The 19,984-nt window shown below is 73.3% G+C and carries 13 protein-coding genes; 6 read left to right on the top strand and 7 right to left on the bottom strand.

Annotated features, from left to right (window positions below; all coding sequences use genetic code 11):
• The first annotated feature begins 36 nt into the window (after positions 1–36).
• A complete protein-coding gene (locus OG435_RS18690; RefSeq protein ID WP_266878062.1) occupies positions 37–1,062 on the top strand; it encodes a glycosyltransferase family 2 protein in 1,026 nt (341 codons plus the stop codon).
• A gap of 97 nt (positions 1,063–1,159) precedes the next feature.
• On the opposite strand, the gene OG435_RS18685 is transcribed toward OG435_RS18690, so the two are convergent.
• The 4 genes from OG435_RS18685 to OG435_RS18670 all read right to left on the bottom strand — a co-directional run bounded on the left by OG435_RS18685 (position 1,160) and on the right by OG435_RS18670 (position 7,073).
• On the bottom strand, positions 1,160–2,827 hold the full coding sequence (locus OG435_RS18685; protein WP_266878061.1) for an LCP family protein: 1,668 nt from the start codon (positions 2,825–2,827) through the stop codon (positions 1,160–1,162).
• Between the two features lie 101 nt (positions 2,828–2,928).
• Complete coding sequence (locus OG435_RS18680; protein ID WP_266878060.1) at positions 2,929–4,686, bottom strand: LCP family protein; 1,758 nt, start codon at positions 4,684–4,686, stop codon at positions 2,929–2,931.
• Positions 4,687–4,908: 222 nt separating this feature from the next.
• Complete coding sequence (locus OG435_RS18675) at positions 4,909–6,144, bottom strand: LCP family protein (protein ID WP_266878058.1); 1,236 nt, start codon at positions 6,142–6,144, stop codon at positions 4,909–4,911.
• 179 nt (positions 6,145–6,323) lie between these two features.
• Positions 6,324–7,073, bottom strand: a complete 750-nt coding sequence (locus OG435_RS18670) for a TIGR03089 family protein (protein ID WP_266878057.1) — start codon at positions 7,071–7,073, stop codon at positions 6,324–6,326.
• Positions 7,074–7,223: 150 nt separating this feature from the next.
• On the opposite strand from OG435_RS18670, the gene OG435_RS18665 reads away from it, so the two are divergent.
• Both OG435_RS18665 and OG435_RS18660 read left to right on the top strand, forming a co-directional pair.
• On the top strand, positions 7,224–8,660 hold the full coding sequence (locus tag OG435_RS18665; protein ID WP_266878056.1) for a peptidoglycan recognition protein family protein: 1,437 nt from the start codon (positions 7,224–7,226) through the stop codon (positions 8,658–8,660).
• Positions 8,661–9,473: 813 nt separating this feature from the next.
• Complete coding sequence (locus tag OG435_RS18660) at positions 9,474–10,508, top strand: DNA-3-methyladenine glycosylase family protein (protein ID WP_266881860.1); 1,035 nt, start codon at positions 9,474–9,476, stop codon at positions 10,506–10,508.
• 35 nt (positions 10,509–10,543) lie between these two features.
• On the opposite strand, the gene OG435_RS18655 is transcribed toward OG435_RS18660, so the two are convergent.
• The 3 genes from OG435_RS18655 to OG435_RS18645 are packed head-to-tail and all read right to left on the bottom strand — an operon-like array spanning position 10,544 to position 13,374.
• Positions 10,544–11,848, bottom strand: a complete 1,305-nt coding sequence (locus OG435_RS18655; protein WP_266878054.1) for a coenzyme F420-0:L-glutamate ligase — start codon at positions 11,846–11,848, stop codon at positions 10,544–10,546.
• Entirely contained in the window at positions 11,845–12,804 is a 960-nt protein-coding gene (gene cofD / locus OG435_RS18650; protein WP_266878053.1) for a 2-phospho-L-lactate transferase, read from the bottom strand. Before cofD ends, OG435_RS18655 begins: the two co-directional genes overlap by 4 nt.
• 30 nt (positions 12,805–12,834) lie before the next feature.
• Positions 12,835–13,374, bottom strand: a complete 540-nt coding sequence (locus OG435_RS18645) for a cysteine dioxygenase (protein WP_266878051.1) — start codon at positions 13,372–13,374, stop codon at positions 12,835–12,837.
• 660 nt (positions 13,375–14,034) lie between these two features.
• Between OG435_RS18645 and OG435_RS18640 the strand changes: the two genes are divergently transcribed.
• The 3 genes from OG435_RS18640 to OG435_RS18630 all read left to right on the top strand — a co-directional run bounded on the left by OG435_RS18640 (position 14,035) and on the right by OG435_RS18630 (position 19,764).
• Entirely contained in the window at positions 14,035–14,298 is a 264-nt protein-coding gene (locus OG435_RS18640) for a WhiB family transcriptional regulator (RefSeq protein WP_112450237.1), read from the top strand.
• Between the two features lie 322 nt (positions 14,299–14,620).
• A complete protein-coding gene (locus OG435_RS18635; protein ID WP_266878048.1) occupies positions 14,621–18,277 on the top strand; it encodes a glycosyltransferase family 2 protein in 3,657 nt (1,218 codons plus the stop codon).
• Entirely contained in the window at positions 18,274–19,764 is a 1,491-nt protein-coding gene (locus tag OG435_RS18630; protein WP_266878046.1) for a DUF5719 family protein, read from the top strand. The genes OG435_RS18635 and OG435_RS18630 overlap by 4 nt, the downstream gene beginning before the upstream one ends.
• Positions 19,765–19,984 lie beyond the last annotated feature (220 nt).

Raw genomic sequence — 19,984 nt, 5'->3', positions numbered from 1 at the left:
GTAACGTGACACCGATACCCGACCTTGAAGGACCACATGCCCGCCCAGCAGCCCGCAGTCTCGGTGATCATGCCGGTGCTCAACGAGGAGCGCCACCTGCGCGACTCGGTCCACCACATCCTCGGACAGGAGTACGGGGGTGAGATGGAAGTGGTGATCGCCCTCGGTCCCTCCAGGGACCGTACGGACGAGATCGCCGCCGAGCTGGTACGGGAAGACCCCCGGGTCCACACCGTCCCGAACCCCACCGGCCGCACCCCCGCCGCCCTCAACGCGGCCATCCAGGCCTCGCGCCACCCGATCGTCGTCCGCGTGGACGGCCACGGCATGCTCTCCCCGAACTACATCGCCACCGCGGTCCGTCTCCTGGAGGAGACCGGCGCGCAGAACGTCGGCGGCATCATGCACGCCGAGGGCGAGAACCCCTGGGAGGACGCAGTCGCCGCCGCGATGACCTCACGGATCGGCGTCGGCAACGCCGCCTTCCACACCGGTGGCAAGGCCGGCCCCGCTGACACCGTCTACCTCGGGGTGTTCCGTCGGGAGGCCCTGGAGGCGGCCGGCGGGTACAACGTGGAGTTCATCCGCGCGCAGGACTGGGAGCTGAACTTCCGCATCCGCGAGGCCGGCGGGCTGATCTGGTTCTCGCCGGAGCTGAAGGTCCAGTACCGGCCGCGCCCCTCGGTGCGGGCGCTCGCCAAGCAGTACAAGGACTACGGGCGCTGGCGCCACGTGGTGGCCCGGTACCACGCGGGCTCCATCAACCTGCGCTACCTCGCCCCGCCGGCCGCCGTCTGCGCGATCGCCGCCGGTCTGGTCGTCGGCGCGGCCGTCACCCCGTGGGCCTTCGTCCTCCCGGCGGGCTACCTCGCGGCGATCACCGCGGGATCCGTCCCGGCCGGCAAGGGGCTCTCGCTGGGAGCGCGGCTGCGGATCCCCGTCGCCCTGGCGACCATGCACGTGTGCTGGGGCTACGGCTTCCTGACCAGCCCGCGCTCGCTCGCCGCCAAGGTCATCGCGAGCCGCCGCCCGTCGGTGAGCCGGGACCCCGCCGGGCTCTGAGCTCCCGTAGCCGCACGGAACAAACACGAAAGGGGTGACCCGGTCCTCGTCGGACCGGGTCACCCCTTTCGGTGTTCGAGGCCGCCGGCCTCTCAGGTCACCAGCGGAACGGCTTGTAGATGTCCATGCAGCTGGTGTCCGTGGCGTTGAGCACGTCGGCCGACTCCGGGACGTCGCCGGCCTCGGGCGGTGCCTGCTGCGGGTAGACGTTGCCCTCGCGCCAATCTGCGCCCACCAGGACCGTGATCCTGGCCGCCGAGGCAGCCTTCTGCACCGAGGTGGCCGGAATGCCGAGCGCCGCGGCCACGCTCTGCGCGTCGGCGGCCTGGGCGTCCGTGGCGTAGCGGACGACCGTCGCCTTCTCCGGGATGAGCGCGACGTCCGCCTTGGCCAGGGTGAACCCCTTGCCGACGAGCTGGCCCGCGATGGCCGTGGCCCGCTTGGGCACGGGCTTCGCACCGGAGCCCGTGCCGTTGACCACCTGTACGGCGATCTTTCCGGGGGCGGAGGCCGGCGGCGCGGAGGACGGCTGCGTGGCCGGCGCGGGGGTGGACGCCGACGCGCTCGCGGCGGGCGCCGGGTCGCCGTTCTTGTCCATGGCTACGTCCTCGCGGAGCAGCTCCCACACCTTCGGGGCGTCCTTGGGGTCGAGGATCAGCCGGTCCTTGTCGCTCGGGGCCGTCAGCACCGGGATCGTGGTCGAGGTGATGCGGTTGATCGGCACGTCCTTGAGCAGCAGGGCGAGGTCGAGGAGCTTCTTGACCGTCCCGATCTCCTCCGACACCTCCAGCGCCTTCGTCGCCGCTTCCGCCAGGCCCGTGAGGCGGGGCAGGTCGGTGAAGGCGTTCTGGCTCTTGAGCCCGCGCATCATCGAGTTCATGTACATGTGCTGCGCCTTGGCCCGGGCCATGTCACTGCCGAAGGCGTGCCGGGTGCGCAGCCACTGGAGTGCCTGCTTGCCCTGGACCCTGGTGGTACCGGCCTTCAGCTTGAGGCCGGAGCCACCCGTACCCGACCCCGGCTCCGACTGGTCGAAGACGTTCTGGTTGACGCAGACGTCCACGCCGCCGATCGCGTCGGCCATGCTCACGACCCCGACGAAGTCGATCGTCATCCAGTGGTCGATGTAGACGTTGGCCATCTTCTCCCAGGTGGCCAGGGTGCAGCCCGGACCCCCGCGCGAGAAGCTCTCGTTGATCATCATCTTGGTGGCCTTGTACTTCGCGCCCGTCTTGGGGTCGGAGCACTCGGGGATGTCCACGATCGTGTCGCGCGGAACGGAGGTCACCGAGGCGTTCTTCCGGTCGGCCGATATGTGGATCAGCATCTGCACGTCGGCCCGCGCGGGGCCGCCGATGTTGTCCCAGTCCCCGCCGAGCTTCGCGTTCTCCTCGTCGCGGACGTCGGAGCCGAGCATCAGGATGTTGATCGGGCGCCGGCCCGCGGCGTCGGCCTCGCTCCTGGCGACCCCGCTGTCGCCGCTCAGGCGCTGGCCGCTGCGGATGTTGCCGTTGAGGTGGCGGTAGTAGAGGTAACCGGCCGCCGCCGTCCCGAGTATGAGCAGTGCGAGGATGGAAGCCGTCCAGCGCAGTACGCGGCGCCCCCGCCGGGTCGGCCGCCGGCCCCCGCCCGCGCCCCCGCCCCGGCCGGAGCCGGACCTCGGTGCGGGTACGGCACTGGTGGCCGTCGGACGGGTGCCGGCGCCGGATATGCCGTCGCCGGCCCGGCCCGGCGCCCCCTCCCCTTGCACGCTGCTGTGCCTCACGCGTCCCCCATCACGATCACTCTGTGTCGGTAGTGTGCCGGTCCGACGGGCTCCGGCACGTCATGTCGCGACCGCGGAGAGCCGGTCGGCCCCCTTGTCGGTCACTTGGCGCAGACGGACTTGTCCGCTTCCACCCGCTGGACGCCCTCCGGCGCCTGCTGAGGCGCCGTCATGGAGACCCCCGCCCCCTTGAAATCCGGACCGAGCGTCAGCTTCATCGGTGTCTTGGGCGCGGCGTCGGCCGTGCCCACCTTCAACGCCGTCGCCGGCAGGCCCATCATGTCCGCCAACGCCCTTGCCTGGTCGGCCTGGTTGGGCGCGTACTCCAGCTGCGTGGTCGCCACCTTGGCGGGCGCGTTGCCCAGGTTGCTGGACTTGGGCACCCCCTTGGTGTTCTGCAGCCAGTTCAGGGTGCCGGACGCGGATCCGGCCGGGCCGCCGCCGTTGTAGACGTCCACCCGGACGTCCTTGGCCGCCGCGCGGGGGCCCTGCATGAGGGCGTCCAGCTTGGCCTTCGCGTCCGTGGCCGCCGCGTCCTTCGCGGCCTGCTCCTTCTTCTCGACCTCGGTGAGGGAGACGTCGCCCCGGATCATCTGGAGCAGGGGCTCCGCCTGCGCCTGCTTGACCACCACGGTGGCCTTCGCGCCGACCGGCTCCGCCGGATTGTCGATGACCGGGAGCGTGGTGAAGGTGATGTTCTTGAGGTCGATGTTCTTCAACTCACTCGCGAGATCGGTGAGTTTGGCGATCGATCCTATTCCCGAGTCCACGCTCAGCGATTTGGTGGCCGCCTCGGCGAGGGAGAGGAACTTCTGCGGACTGGTCAGCGTCTCCTTCGACTTCATCTCCCGCATCATCGAACCGAGGAACTGCTGCTGGGTCTTGATACGGTCGAGGTCGCTGCGCTGGCCGAAGGCGTGCCGGGTCCGGACGAAGGCCAGCGCCTGCTCGCCCTGCAGCCGGTGCGAGCCCGCCTTCAGCTTGAGCTTGGAGTCCTTGTCGTTGACGTCCTTGGCCACGCAGACCGGCACCCCGCCGACCGCCGTGCTCAGGTTCTTCACCGCGTTGAAGTCGGCCATCATGAAGTGGTCGACCTGGATCCCGGTGAGCTCCTTGACCGTGCGCATCGTGCAGCCCGGGTCGCGACCCGCCTGCCCCAGGCTGGTGTTGAAGCGGGCCCCCCGCTCGCCGGGGATGTCCTTCGTCGAGCCGTCCGGCTGCTTCGTCGGGCAGGTCGGCACGTTGGTGATCAGGTCGCGCGGGATGGACAGCGCGGTGGCGTTGGAGCGGTCCTTCGCGACGTGGAACAGGATCGTGGTGTCGGCGTGCCCGACGCTGCCGGCGTCGCCGTAGCCCTCGTTGCCCGTGCCGCTGCGCTTGTCCGTGCCGATGACCAGGATGTTGATCGCCTGGTCCTTCTTGAATCCGCCGCTCGTACCGGCGTCACCGATGTCGGTGACGTTGAGGTTGCCGTTCAGGTGGTCGTAGTAGAGGTAGCCGGCGATCGACCCGCCGACCAGCAGGAACGCCAGTGTTCCGCCGGTGACCACCAGGATCTTCTTGCGCCGGCCGCCGCCCCCTCCGCCCCTGCGGGGGCGTCCGCCGCGGCGGCCTCCGCCGGGCGGGGCCTCACCGCGGCGCGGTCCGGGAACCGCGGGGCCCGCGGGAGAGGCGGGGGAGCCGGGGGAAGCGGGGGCACCGGGGGCCCTGCGCGGTGTCGCGCCGGGCGCGCGCCGCTGAGGAGGCGCTTGCGGAGCGGATTGCTCCAGTCGCAGTTCGTAGTTGCCGGTGCGGGGGTTGAGTACCCACTGGTCTGCGGGGTCGATCTCGTCGGCCCGTCCACGGCTTTGCGCATCCACGGTTTGCTCGAATCCTCCGTCGGTGCTTCGCGACGCGCCTCCCCCAGGCGCACGGTCAACGATCCGGCTGCTGGCACACGGCCTCTGTGCTGGCCGGGCGCCGGATCGCTCACCTTATCCGGACAGGTTCGCCGCAAACCATGCTGGTGATGAATTCCACGCACTTACAACGGGGCAATCGCCCCAACAAGCTCGGCCCCGGCTCCGGCTTTTGGGATTGCTTTACCGGCAGTCGGCCACGCCGGCCGTGGTGCCCGTGAAGGTGGGGACGGGCGTGGAGGGCTCTGCGGTTCCCGGGCGCTCCCCGGTACCGCTCGTGGCGCCGTCCGCCTCGTCCGTGACCGCCTTGTCCTCATCTGCCCGGTCCCCGGCCGGAGCGGGCGTGGCCGCGGGCGGGGCGATGGCGAGCGGCTGGTCCGACCGCAGCCGCTGGAAGAGCTGGGTCGCGTCCGGCTCCCGCAGCTCGTCGCGGTTGCGGTCGGCGGCGTACGGCCGGCGCGGCACCGTGAGGAACTTGATCTGCTCGGTCGGGATGTCGCGCACGCCCCGGACGAGCTCGTACAGCCCGCGCAGCGAGGCCAGCCCCGGGTCGGTGGTCACCGAGGAGGTCGCCGCGTCCAGCAGCGGGTACAGCCGCGCCGGGTTGAGCAGCACCCCGTTGCTCTGCACCTTCTTGACGAGCGACCCGAGGAACGCCTGCTGGCGCTCCATCCGCTCGGTGTCACTGCCGTTGCCCAGGCTGTAGCGGGCCCGTACGAAGCCCAGCGCCTGCTCGCCCTGCAGGGTCTGGCGGCCCGCCGGCAGCTTCAGCTTGGCCTCGGTGTCGTCCACCGGCCGCCGCAGACACACCTCCACGCCGCCTATGGCGTCCACCATCTTCTTGAAGCCGCTGAAGTCCAGCACCATGTGGTGATCGACCCGGATCCCGGTCATCGCCTCCACCGTACGGATCGTGCAGGCGGTCCCGCCCCATTCGAAGGCCCAGTTGAACTGGGCGAACTGCTCCCTGGTCCGGCTTCCGTCGGGCTTCAGGCACGCGGGTATCTCCGTCATCAGGTCCCGCGGTACCGACACCGCCGTCGCGCTCTTCCGGTCCGCCGGCAGGTGCAGCAGGATCGTGGTGTCCGAGCGCTGGGTGCCCTGGTCCTGCCCGTACCGGGCGTTGCCCGCGCCGGTGCGGGAGTCCGAGCCGATCAGCAGGATGTTCTGCGCGCCGCCCGCCAGGTGGGCCGGGCGCTCCTTGTCGTAGCGGCGCAGCTCGGCGGCGGCGGAGGTGTCCTCGACGATGTTCCCGTCGAGCTTGTCGTAGATCCACCAGCCCGTGCCCGCTCCGGCGACGACGAGCAGGCCGGTCCCGAGCCCGATCCAGCGCAGCAGGCGGCGCCGCTTGCGGCCGTTCGGAGGCTTCTCGCCTCCGGCCGCATCGGTGCCGCCCGGTATGCCCGCGCTGTCCGTCACTCGCGTTCCGTCCCCTCACCCGAACCGGTACGGGCCGTACGGGTGAGTACGGCCTGTGCCGATCCTGCCCCCGGGTCCTCGATGCGGCCCGGGGGCACGGCCGTGTATAGGGCCATGTGGGTGACAAATCGCCCAGATCCGGCATTGGGCGGTGTGGGTGACGGCGGTACCGGACCGGGTCAGGCCGTGTGGGTGACCCGCTCGCTCTCGATCCGCTGGGCCAGTGCCCCCTCCGCCAGCTCCCCGGCGTTGCGGCACAGCACCACGGAGCCGCCCGTGGCCAGGGCCGCGTAGAGCCCGGCCGAGAGCCCCTCCCAGCTGTCGTAGCCCTGCCGGGACAGCACCCGGGCACCCTCGCCGAAGCCGAGCTTCGCCGCGTCCTCGCGGGCCCGCTCGCAGATCCGGGCGTACGAGAGCTCCTCGCCGCCGACCACCAGGCCCGGGCCGTCCGCGTCCACGGGCTGGAAGGGCGCGAACCGGTCGCCCTGCCCCGGCACCTCCACCGCGTAGTCGGCGAACCCGGCCGGCGGCTGCGGGAAGCGCCCGCCCAGCGGCCGCAGCGCGAGCGCCACCCGCTCGCCGGAGCACGCGGCGGCCTCCTCCAGCGTGTCCGGGCCGCTCACCACGAGGTCGGCGCCGCCCGGATCCCCGCCCACCTCCACCACGACCCCGACCGAGGCACAGGCGAGCAGCCACACGGCGCTCTGCCAGTGCGCGGGGAGCAGCAGGGCGAGCCGGTCGCCGGGCTCGGCGCCCAGGTCTCCCTGGAGCAGATTGGCGGTCTTGGCCACCCAATTGGCGAAGGTGGCGACGGACAATTCGACGCGCTCGCCCGTGGCGTCGTCGTAGAAGGTCACGAGCGGGCGGCCGGGATCGGCGGCGAGCGCGGATCGCAGCAGGTCGGCAGGGGTGCGGTCAGTGGCGTTCACGGACCAGAGCCTACGCGGGGGAGCCCGCGCCCCTCCTCCGTACGGACGCAGCACGATCCCCCGTACGGAGGAGGGGTATCCGTACCGGGACCGGACGGCACATCAGTTCTCGGATGGCGCCCGCCTCCGGCAGTCCCCAGCATCCTTTCCATGCGTGCATTCCTTGCTTCCTCCATCGGCGTCGCGACGGCTGCCGCACTGGCCCTGCCGCTCGCGCTCCCCTCCACGGCCCTCGCACACCCGGCGGCGACGCGGCAATCGGCCGGGGCGGGGTCGACGGCCCCCGCGGCCCCGCCGGCCGTCGCCGGATCCACCCAGTCCCTGCCGCTCGTCCCCGTCGGACCCGCGGCGGACCGCGCCACCGGGGTCCCCGGCATGAGCACCTCGCCCCGGCTGCCCGAGACCCGCGGCCTGTCGGCGCGCGAGGTCAAGACCTTCTCGCTCGTCGGCGTCGTCTGGGACGACGCGGGCACCCACCTCGACGGCCGCGTCCAGGTCCGCACCCGCTCCGTGACCACCTCGGCCTGGTCCGAGTGGCAGGAGGTCGACACCCACAACAGCGAACACGCCGCCGACCCCGACACTGCGGAACGCGGCACCGGCCGGGTCCGCGGCAGCACCGCCCCCCTGTGGGTCGGGGAGTCCGACGGCATCGAGGTCCGCGTCCAGGCGGAACACGGTGACCGCGAGGTGAGCAGCGGGCTCCCGACGGGCATGCGCATCGAGCTCGTGGACCCGGGAGACTCCTCCCGCCCCCACTCGGACGCGAAGAACGGCACCGGGGAGACCTCGCCCGCCGTCGACGACGACGACAAGGGAGAACTGCCCCTGCTCCCCGGCATGACGATGGAGATGGCGGAGTCCTCCTCCGCCAACGTGCCGATGGCCCCCCTCGGCGCCCAGGAGATCCCCGCCCTCAACAAGGCCGACTCCACCGCCGACGCGGTCCTCGCCGACGAGGCGCTCGCGGCCGCCCCGTACATCGGCCCGCGCCCGAAGATCGTCACCCGGCTCGGATGGGGCGCGGACGAGAGCCTGCGCGAGAAGGGCTTCGTCTACACGAACACGGTCAAGGCCGCCTTCGTCCACCACACCGCGTCCGGCAACAACTACGCCTGCAAGGACGCCCCGGCGGTCCTGCGCAGCCTGTACCGCTACCACGTGGTCAGCAGCGGCTGGCGGGACATCGGCTACAACTTCGCCGTCGACAAGTGCGGAACCGTCTACGAGGGCCGGGCGGGCGGAGTCGCCAAGGCGGTGCTCGGCGCGCACACCATGGGCTTCAACACGGACAGCATGGGCGTCGCGGTCATCGGCACCTTCACCTCCACGGCCGCCCCCAAGGCGGCGGTCGACGCGGTGGCCCGCCTCACCGCCTGGAAGCTGGGCCTCTTCGGAGCGGACCCCCGCGCGAAGACCACCCTCAAGTCGGGCGGCGGCAACCTCTACGCGAAGGGCAGCAACGTCCGCCTGAACGTCATCTCCGGCCACCGCGACGGCTTCGCCACGGAATGCCCGGGCCGCCAGCTCTACAACACCCTCCCCCCCACCCGAACGGCCTCAGCCAAACTCCAGGGCCGCCCCTGAGGCGCCAACCTTCTTGACGCGCCGCTCGCACCGCTTCGCGGGCTTCGCCTCGCTGCGCCGGGCACCTTTTTGACGCGCCGCTCGCACCGCTTCGCGGGCTTCGTGGCGCTGCGCCGGGCACCTTCTTGACGCGCCGCTCGCACCGCTGCGCGGGCTTCGCGGCGCTGCGCCGGACTCCGTCCGGCGGTGGCGGGTCGGCGCTGCGGCCACTGCCGTCCCGGCGCGGGGCGGGTGGGCGGGTGCGGCTGGGTCGGCCCTGCGGGGCGAGGTCCCCTACCCGCCCTTCGCCCGTTCCCCGGGCTCCGCCCGAACCCCTGCCGGGTGCGGCGCCGTTCCCGGGGGCCAGCCCCCGGAACCCCCGCGCCTCAAACGCCGGCGAGGCTGGAAGCGGCCCGGGCGCAGCCCGGTACCCCTTCCAAGCCTCGCCGCGCCAATCCAGCCGTCCGGCGCTTGAGGACCGGGGTCTGGGGCGGAGCCCCAGGGTCCTTTCAGCCCGTCCGGCGTTTGAGGACCGGGTCAGGGCGGAGCCCTGGGAACGGTGGAAGGGCGGGTAGGGGACAAGCCCCGCAGGGCTACGCTCAAGACATGGCCGGCCGCTACGACCCCCTCACCCGCACCGCGATCCGCGGCGGCCGCACCCAGGTACCCCCGCCACCCCCGGACCCCGCCCAAGCCACCGGCGCGGCCGACGCCCAGGCTCCGGCTCCGGCCTCGGCCGAGGCTCCGGCCCCGGCCAAATCCCAGGCCCCAGCCACGGCCGAGGCCCCGGCTCCGGCCACGGGCCAGCCTCCCGGCCAAGGCGCAAGCAGGGGTATGGCCCAGCCCCCCGGTCCGGGCGCGGGCGAGCGTGCCGGTCAAGCCGCAGGCGAGCCCGCTGCCCACCCCGCCGCCGGCGGGCACCCCGCCCACCCCGCCGCCGGCGGGCACCCCGCCCACCCCAAGACCCGCTCCTGGACCCCACCCGGCCCGGTGGATCTCGGCCTCACCCTCGGCCCCCTCAGACGCGGCCCCGCCGACCCCACCTTCCGCATCACCCCCGGCACGGTCTGGCGAGCCACCCGCACCCCCGCCGGCCCCGCCACCCTCCGGGTCGCGCTGGACGGGACGGCGGTGTGCGCCACCGCCTGGGGCCCCGGTGCCGACTGGATCCTCGACGGACTGCCCGAGCTGCTCGGCTCCGCCGACGACCCGGCGGCCTTCGTCCCCCGGCACCGGCTCGTGCACGCCAGCCACCGCCGCCGCCCGGGCCTGCGCCTGACCCGCACCGGCCTGGTCCTGGAGTCCCTGATCCCGACGGTCCTGGAACAGAAGGTCACCGCCGACGAGGCGTACCGCGCCTGGCGCCGCCTGGTACGCCAGTACGGCGAACCGGCTCCGGGCCCGGGCCCGATCCCCGGCCCCGGCCTCTACGTCATGCCCGACCCCCGCACCTGGACCCTCATCCCCTCCTGGGACTGGCACAAGGCCGGCGTCGACTCCAAACGCTCCGCCACCATCGTCCGCGCGGCCCGCCACGCCGCACGCCTCGAAGAGGCCGCCGCCATGGACCTGCCGGCCGCCGCCGCCCGCCTGGAGGCGATCCCCGGCATCGGCCCGTGGACCTCCGCCGAGACCCTCCAGCGAAGCAACGGCGCGGCCGACGCCGTCACCACCGGCGACCTGCACCTGCCCGGCATCATCGGCTACGCCCTGGCCGGGAACCGGGACGCAGACGACGCCGCCATGCTGGAGCTCCTCGCGCCCTACGCCGGCCAGCGCCACCGCGCGGCCCGCCTCGTCCTCCTGGCCGGGGCCACCCCGCCCCGCCGGGCACCCCGGATGCCCCGGGGCGACATCGGCAAGCTCTAGGCCAGGGCGAGCGGGGTGAGCCCCGGCCCCCAGGCTCACCGGACCTCGATGAACTCCTCCGCCGCCCGCGCGCCCCGCTCCGCCGGAGCGACCGCGGCGTGCCCGACGGCCACCGCGCCCATCGGGTCCCAGTCCTCCGGCAGGCCGAGCACCTTGCGCACCACGTCCCGGCAGAACATCGTCGAGGACACCCACGCGGAGCCCAGCCGTTCCCCGGCCAGCGCGACCAGGAAGTTCTGCACGCCCGCGCCCATCGCGACGACGAACATCTCCCGCTCGGCGGCGTCCCGCCGGGCGTGCCCGTAGTCGTGCGCGCCGTCCGTGACCAGACAGGGCACCACCAGGTAGGGCGCGGCCCGCAGGACGTCGCCCCGCCGGACCCGCCTCGCGATGGACTCCTCGGACTTCCCGTCCCGCCGCAGGTCCTCGATCCAGGCGTCCCGCATCGCGTCGAGCAGCTCCAGCCGCGCACCCGCGGACTCCAGCAGCACGAACCGCCACGGCGTCGTGTGGTGCGGGGCCGGGGCCGTCACGGCCGCCGCCACCGCGCGGCGCACCGCGCCGGGGTCCACCGGCTCGGACGTGAAGGCCCGTACGGTACGCCGCTGCGTCACGGCCTCCCGTACCGCCTCCGAGGTGCCCAGCCGGAACATGTCGTCGGCCGGCGAGCGGACCAGGTCGGCCGCCGAGGACCCCTCGCCCAGGACGTGTTCCAGCCCGCGCACGATCGCCACCGGCAGGCCCAGGGCCTTGCCCTTGACCAGGTCGCCCGCGGCGGCCAGCTCGTCGGCGGTGGCGACGACCGTCGCGCTCAGCGGGTTCCCGTGGGCGTCGGTGCCCCCGCGCAGGTCGTCCAGGACCTGTACGCCGGCCGAGCCGATCGCCACGTCCGTGAGCCCGGTGCGCCACGGCCGCCCGAAGGTGTCCGTCACGATCACGCCCACGTCCACGGACCGCAGCTCCCGCAGCCCCGCACGGATCGCGGCGGCCGAGGCGTCGGGGTCCTCGGGCAGCAGCAGGACGGTCCCGGCCTCGGTGTTCGAGGCATCGACCCCGGCGGCGGCCATGACCAGCCCCTGCCGGTTCTCCACGATCCGCAGCGTCCCCCGGCGCGCGACGACCCGTACGGTCTCGGCGTCGATCGCCTCCTCGCGCGAATCGGCGCGGACGATCCGGCCCTCCGCCTTGGAGACGATCTTCGAGGTGACGAGCAGGATGTCGCCGTCGCGCAGCTCCGGCCCGGCGGCCGCGATCAGCGCCGCCAGGTCGTCGCCGGGCCGTACCTCGGGGATCCCGCTGACGGCCCGGACCTCGTACGAGGTCCCGTGCGGGGCGGTCACCGCGAGGCCTCCGCCAGTTCCAGCGCGGCCCGCGCCATCTCCGCCGTGGCGGCCAGGTCGGTCATCATCAGCGGGACCGCCCGGCAGGTGATGCCGGCGGCCTCCACCTCGGTGACGGCGTCCGCGTCGGCGGTGTCGACGAGCCAGCCGTCGAGCAGCTCGGTGCCGTAGTGCAGGGCGACGGCCGCGGCGGTGGACTCGACGCCCACGGCGGCCAGCACCTTGTCGGCCATCCCGCGCACGGGGGCGCCCCCGACGATGGGGGAGAGCCCCACGACGGGCGCCGCGGCGGCGGCCACGGCCTCGCGGATGCCGGGCACGGCGAGGATGGTGCCCACCGACACCACGGGGTTGGACGGCGGGAAGAGGATCACGTCGGCGGCCGCGATGGCCTCCAGGACGCCGGGCGCGGGCTTGGCCTGCTCGGCGCCCACGGGTACGACGGCCTCGGCGTCCACCGCGGCACGCATGCGGACCCAGTACTCCTGGAAGTGGACGACCCGGCGCTCGCCGCTCTGCGAGTCGGTGATCGCGACGTGGGTCTCGACCCGGTCGTCGGACATGGGGAGCAGCCGGACCCCGGGCTGCCAGCGGTCGCAGAGGGCCTCGGTGACGGCGCTGAGCGGGTAGCCCGCACCGAGCATCTGCGTACGGACGATGTGGGTGGCGAAGTCTCGGTCACCGAGGCCGAACCAGGTCGGTCCGACCCCGTACGCGGCGAGTTCCTCCTTGACGGTGAAGGACTCGTCGGTGCGGCCCCAGCCCTGGTCCTCGTTGATGCCACCACCGAGGGTGTACATCACGGTGTCCAGGTCGGGGCAGACCTTGAGCCCGAACAGGTGAATGTCGTCACCGGTGTTGCCGATGACCGTGATGTCCGCGTCGGGAACGGCGGACTGGAGACCTCGGAGGAAACGGGCGCCGCCGATGCCGCCGGCCAGAACAACAATGCGCATGCCACGCAGTGTCTCAGGCGGCGGCCGGGGTCAGACGGAGAGGGCCTCGGGCCGGGCCGGAGAGCAGCTGTGCATCGGCATCTCGGTCAGACCGGGGAAGTACACGTGCAGGCTGACGGCCCCTTCGAGGCTGTCGTTCTGCACTTCGTGGGCGTACCCGGGGGCGAAGACGCGCTGGGAGCCGGCGCCGAGGGCGAGCGGGCCGCGGGCGGTGTGCTCGGTGAGCTCGCCCTCCAGGACGGTCAGCACGCCGGAGGAGGCGCCGTGGTCGTGCAGGCCGCTGCCCTGGCCGGGGACCCAGCTGAGCAGCCAGACCTCGTAGCCGGGGCCGGTGCGCAGCCGGTGGTACCAGCGGGTCGTGGCGTCGTACCGGACCAGGTGCTCCCACTCGGAGCGGTCGGCGGCGATGGAACGCGCGAGGCCCACGAACTCGGCGACGGTGGCCGGGTGCTCGCGGGCGGGCTGCAGGAGGTGCTGGACGGAGAGGATGTCGCCGGCGATCTGGAGGTCGCTCTCGACCATCGCCGACGTGGTGGCGGTGGTGGCGTTCAGGGTGCTGGTGCTGTTCATCGGGGGGTTCCTCGACGGATGTCAGTCATGCGGCGGTTGCTGTGGGGGGCGAGCTGGAGCTCTGGGGAGTCGGAACTCCCGAGGCATCAACAGCCGCAACAGCAACAGCGAACCTGGGCAGCGCACAGGAACCCACGAATGGGGGTCCGGGTGACTGCTGAGGGCGCTGACATGCGTACAAGAAGACCCGGTGGAGGGTCGGACTGTCAACTCAATGTCCGATTTGGTAGAAAAGTTTCACCTCATCCGGTTACCGTGCCCGGAGAAAGGTTTGTGCAGTCGGTACCAGGGGATGTGGCGCTGCGAGTCGCGCCGCAGCCCGCTGTGGCGGCTCTCAAACCCGTAAAGCCGTGCGACGTCCTTCTGTGGCTGAAATGTGATCTGTGCCGCTTCTTCGGCCGGATCGGAACCCCACCACAGAGTGACGCGTCGACTACGGGGGAGGGAGTGCCGGGAGTGACGCCTGTGGCATGTGTCACGATTTTTGGCGATATGAACACTTTCTGCATAGGCTTGGTTCCGCAGAGTGAATAAGGGGCCCAATAGCAGATCTCGGCTTGACTGCGCTGGAGCCCCGCACTTGTAATTTCACTCGTGTCGTTACGTAGCGATGAGTGACGACATGACCACGGGGACGCACAGACAGAGCGAGGGGCGCACATGACCGAGCTGGTTCAGGAACTGCTGGTCGAGGAGGCGGACGAAGAGCTCGGATGGCAGGAGCGAGCTCTCTGCGCCCAGACCGACCCCGAGTCCTTCTTTCCCGAGAAGGGCGGCTCGACCCGCGAGGCGAAGAAGGTCTGCCTCGCCTGCGAGGTCCGCTCCGAATGCCTTGAGTACGCCCTCGCCAACGACGAGCGATTCGGCATCTGGGGCGGCCTGTCCGAGCGCGAGCGGCGACGCCTGAAGAAGGCCGCCGTCTGAAGCGCCCTCGGCGCGCACCGAACGGCGCCCACGGCAGGGCCCGCGGCACGGCCCACGACATATCCGGCGACCCACCCGGAGAGATAGCCCCCTGTGCACCCGGCCTCACGCACGGCAGCGGCCGAAGTGCACGCAACGGTACAAAACGCAGTACGTCGAACGGTACGGCCCGCACGGCAACGAGCAGAGCAAACGGTCCGCCTCCCGCACCTTCCCCGCAGGAGGCGGACCGCTGTGTTCCCAGCCGTTAGGGTGGGGCGCTGTCCAGCAGCCTCCGAGGGCACACCACCCCCGGACCCCCGGCCGGAGGGCCCGTACCGCGATGTCCCTGCACAGCCAGTCGAGCGCCTCCCACCAGGCTGCCGCCGCACCAGAGTTCCCCCGGCACGTCGTCACCGCGGTCCTCGTCGCCCACGACGGCGCCCGCTGGCTGCCCCGGACCCTCGCCGGACTCCTCGGTCAGGAACGCCCCGCGCAGAGCCACATCGCCGCCGACACCGGCAGCGCCGACGACTCCGCGCGCCTGCTCGGCGAGGCCTTCGGTGAGGACCGCGTCCTGCACCTCGCCCGCCGCACCGGCTTCGGCGCCGCCGTCGACGAGGCCGCCCGCACCGCCGGGACCCTGACCCCCGAGGAACTCCCGTACCTCAAGCGCCCCTCCGGCTGGGATCCCGTCAGCCGCACCTGGCGCGACGAGACGTACGACCTCCCCGACCTGCCCCACGGCGAACCCGTCCAGTGGCTCTGGCTGCTCCACGACGACTGCGCACCCGAACCCGACGCCCTCGCCGAACTGCTACGCGTCGCCGACGAGAACCCCGACGCCGGCGTCATCGGCCCCAAGCTGCGCGGCTGGTACGACAAGAGGCAGCTCCTCGAAGTCGGCGTCACCATCGCCCGCAGCGGCCGCCGCTGGACCGGCCTCGACCGGCGCGAACAGGACCAGGGCCAGCACGACCAGGTCCAGCCCGTCCTCTCCGTCTCCAGCGCCGGCATGCTCATCCGCCGCGACGTGTACGACGGGCTCGGCGGCTTCGACCGCCGACTGCCCCTCATGCGCGACGACGTCGACCTGTGCTGGCGCGCCCAGAGCGCCGGATTGGCCGTCCTCGTCGCCCCCGACGCCGTCCTGCGGCACGCCGAGGCCTCCGCCCGCGAACGCCGCACCGTCGACTGCGTCGGCCGCTCCGCCGCCAGCCCGCACCGCGTCGACAAGGCCGGCGCCGTCTACACGATGCTGGCCAACAGCTCCGGCCGCGCCCTGCCGTACGTCCTGCTGCGCATCCTGCTCGGCACCGTCGTGCGCACCCTCGCCTACCTCGTCGGCAAGGCCCCCGGACAGGCCGTCGACGAGGTCACCGGCCTCCTCGCCACCCTGCTCCGCCCCGGCCGCATCCTCGGAGCCCGCCGCCGACGGGGCCGCGCCCTCGTCGCCGCACCGGTCCTGCGCCCCCTCTTCCCGCCGCCCGGCGCCAGCCTGCGCGCCAACGCCGAACAGCTCGCCGAGTACTTCGGCGCCAACGGCGACACCGAGAGCAGCGCCGCCGGCCGGCACGGCGGAGCCGTCGAATCGGGACCCGGCGGGGACGACGCCGACTACCTGGAGATCGAACAGTTCGCGCGACTCAAGCGGATCGCCCGCAAGCCCGCGCCCGTCCTCTTCGGCCTCCTCCTGCTCGTCTCCCTCATCGCCTGCCGCTCGCTCCTCGGCGGCGGCTCCCTCATGGGCGGAGCCCTGCTGCCCGCCCCCGACGGCGGACTCACCCTCTGGCGCGTCTACGCCGACGACTGGCAGCCCGTCGGTACCGGCACCACCGCCGGGGCGCCGCCCTACCTGGCCGTCCTCGGGGTCCTGTCCACCCTGCTCCTCGGCTCCACCGACGCCGCCCTGACCCTGCTGCTCGTCTGCTCGGTCCCGCTCGCCGGACTCACCGCCTACTTCGCCTCCCGGCCGCTGGTGGAATCCCGGCTGCTGCGCGCCTGGGCCGCCGTCGCGTACGCCTTCCTCCCCGCCGTCACCGGCGCCCTGGCCGGCGGCCGCATCGGCACCGCCGTCCTCGCGATCCTGCTCCCGCTCATCGCCCGCTCCGCCGTCTCCGCCTTCGGATTCGCCGACGGGGAGGGAGGCGGCAGCTGGCGCTCCGTCTGGACCTATACCCTCCTGCTGACCCTGGCCACGGCCTTCACCCCCGTCGTCTGGCCGCTCGCCGCCCTCCTCGGGTTCGCCGCGCTGGTCCTGCGCCGCGCGCGGTGGAAGACGTACGGCGCCCGCCTCCTGGCGACCCTCGGCGTTCCCCTCCTCGTGCTCGCCCCCTGGTCGCTGAGCCTGCTCACCCACCCCGCGAACTTCCTGCGCGAGGCCGGACTGCCCTACGGGGCCGGCTCGGCCACCGGCCTGGACCTGCTCGGCATCAGCCCCGGCGGCCCCCGCACCGCCGGCGGTCTGATCCTCCTCGGCGTGGTCCTCGCCGCCCTGGCCGCGCTGCTGCGCGCCGACCGGCAGTTCGCCGTACGCGCCGCCTGGGCCACCGCGCTCGCCGCGCTCGTGCTGGCCGTCCTCGTCAACCGCACCACCTGGGCCGGCCCCGCCACCCTCGTGTACGGACTCGCCCTGCTGGCCGCCGCCCTCATCGGCGCCGACGGGGCCAAGCACCGCGTCGCCACCCGCAGCTTCGGCTGGCGCCAGCCCCTCGCCGCCCTGATCGCGCTCGCCGCCGCCGTCGGCCCGCTCGTCGGCGCGGCAGGCTGGATGCTCAGCGGCGCCGCCGGACCGCTGGAGCGCCGCGACCCCGTCCAGGTCCCCGCCTTCGTCGCCGAGGAGAGCGGCACCCGTGACCAGGCCCGCACCCTCGTCATCGGCGCGGACTCCCCGGCCGTCCTCGAGTACAGCCTGGTCCGCGGCTCCGGCGGCCGCCTCGGCGACTCCGAACTCGCCGCCCGGGCCGGCAGCGACACCCGCCTCGACAAGGTCGTCTCCAGCCTCGTCGCCGGCTCCGGCGCGGACCAGACCGACCAGCTCGGCGGCTTCGCCATCCGCTACGTCCTGGTCCGCGACGGCGCCCCGCAGGAGATCGGCCGCGTCCTGGACGCCACCCCCGGCCTCAGCCGCCTCAGCAAGCTCGAAGGCAGCGCCCTGTGGCGCGTCGACCGGCAGGTCGCCCGCGCCGTCATCGTCTCCGGCAAGCCCGGCGAGGCCCCCATCCCCGTCGCCTCCGGCCCCGTCGAGGTGCACACCAAGATCCCGGCGGGTCAGGCCGGACGCGTCCTGCGCATCGCCGACCGGGCCGACCCCGGCTGGCAGGCCACCTTCAAGGGCAAGCCGCTCAAGGCCAAGACCGTCGACGGCTGGGCCCAGGGCTTCGAACTCCCCGCGGAAGCGGGCCAGCTCGACCTCGTCCACGAGGACGCCCTCACCCGGACCGCCTGGCACTGGGCCCAGGGCCTGCTCGCCCTGGTGCTCCTGGTGATGGCGCTGCCGGGCCGCCGCGCCCGCCTCGACGACGACCTGCCCGAGGACGAGGCCCCCGCCGCCGAGGAGGCCGGCGAGGGCCGCCGGGCCCGCCGCCTGCGCGAGCAGTCCGAGCCGGAACCCCGCTCCGAGCCCGCCCCGGCCGAGGCGGCCGTCGCGGCCGACCCGTACGCCCAGATCCCGGCGCAGCCGGCCTACGGCGAGGACGCGTACGCCTACCAGCAGCCGGCCTACGGGGACCAGGGCGGCTACGCCTACGGCGCCCAGGAGCAGCAGCCGCAGCAGTACGCCCCGTACCCGTACGAGCAGCAGCCGCAGCAATACACCGGGCACCCGGACGCCGCGTACGAGCAGCCGTACGAGCAGCCCTACGAGCCGTACGAGCAGCAGCCGTACCCGCCCTACCAGCAGCACCCCGATCCCCACACCGGCTACGACACCTACGGCCAGCACGACGCGGAGCAGGGCGGGCAGCACGCCCCGCGTCCGGACGGGAGCACCCAGCAGTGAAGCAGCGCGTCCCCCTCACGCTCGCCGCCGTCACGGCCGCCCTGGCCGCCGTCACCGGCCTCGCCACCCTCACCGCGCCGGCCGCCGACGGGGCCTCCACCGCTGCCGGGGGCAAGCCCGCGGCCCGGATGCCCGTCGAGCGGTCCCTGCTGGTGTGCCCCGCGCCCAGCACCTCCGACATCGCCGAGACCCTGTACACGGCGATCACCCCGGGCGCCGCCTCCCCGGGCGGCAAGGGCACGGCCCGGCTGCTGGGCGCGACCAAGGAGGCCAAGCCCGTCCTGGAACTCAAGGAGCCCGGCAAGCCCGTGGGCGCCAAGGCCTCCGGCGCCGAGGCCCCCGCGCTGAGCGGAGTCGCCGACGGGTTCCTCGCCCCCGGCTGGAGCGCGCAGCAGACCACCGTGGTCTCGGTGGGCCGCACGCGCGGCCTGCTCGGCGTCGGCTGCACCTCGCCCGGCACCGATTTCTGGTTCCCCGGCGTGAGCACCGCCAAGGGCCGCGAGGACTACGTCCACCTCACCAACCCCGACGACACCGCGGCCGTGGTGGACATCAAGCTGTTCGGCCCGGACGGCGCGGTCAAGGCCGAAGCGGGCACCAGCGAGAACATCCGCATCGACCCGAAGTCCAGCAAGGCCATCTCCCTGGCCTCCCTCGCCCCCGGCGCACAGCTCGCGGACGTCACCGCCCACGTGACCACCCGGGCTGGCCGCGTCGGCGCCACCGCCCAGGCGGGCGAGGAAGGCGTCGGCGCCGACTGGCTGCCCGCCTCCGTGGACGCGGCGGGGACCCTGGTCCTGCCCGGCATCCCGGCGGACGCCACCTCCGTACGGCTCGTCGCCTTCGCCCCCGGCGAGGAGGACGCGGACCTCAAGGTGAAGCTGGCCGGGGCGAGCGGCTCGATCAGCCCCGCGGGCGCCGAGCAGCTCCACGTCAAGGCCGGCATGACGGCGAGCCTCGACCTCAAGGACGTCACCCGGGGCGAGCCGGGCTCCCTGATCCTCTCCCCGGCGGACGCCAAGAAGACGGCCGTCCCGGTGGTCGCCGCCGTACGGGTGGTCCGCGGCACCGGAGCCAAGCAGGAGGTCGGCTTCATCCAGGCGTCCGCCCCCGTGGGCACCCGGGCGACCGTCGTCGACAACCGCCCCGAGCCGAACGCCACCCTGCTCTCCCTCACGGCCCCGGCCGGCGCCGACGCCACGGTCAAGGTGACCGCCTCGCCGGGCACGGAGGGCGGCGAACCCGCCTCGCAGGAGGTCAAGGTCAAGGGGGGAACCACCCAGACCCTGACCCTCGCCCCGACGGCCGGCAAGGGCGCCTACGCCCTCACGGTGGAAACCCTCTCCGGCGGCCCCGTCCACGCGTCCCGCACCCTGTCGATCCCGCGCGACGGAATCCCGATGTTCACGGTCCAGACCCTCACGGACGACCACTCCACGGTCTCGGTCCCCAAGGCGACCCAAAACCTCACGGTCCTGACCCGCTAGGCCGAATCCAGCCGTCCGGCGTTTGAGGACCGGGGTCTGGGGCGGAGCCCCAGGGTCTTCTCAGCCCGTCCGGCGTTTGAGGACTGGGTCCGGGCTGGCCCGGGGAACGGTGGAAGGGCGGGTAGGGGACAGCCCCGCAGGGCCGCCCCCACACCGCCGACGCAGTCGAGGACGCCCCGGGCGGGCCGGGACGCCCCGGGCAAGGGCAACGCCAAGGGCA

The sequence above is a fragment of the Streptomyces sp. NBC_01264 genome, from assembly GCF_026340675.1.
Lineage (GTDB): Bacteria > Actinomycetota > Actinomycetes > Streptomycetales > Streptomycetaceae > Streptomyces.
This window is presented reverse-complemented; position numbering and strand designations above follow the sequence as displayed.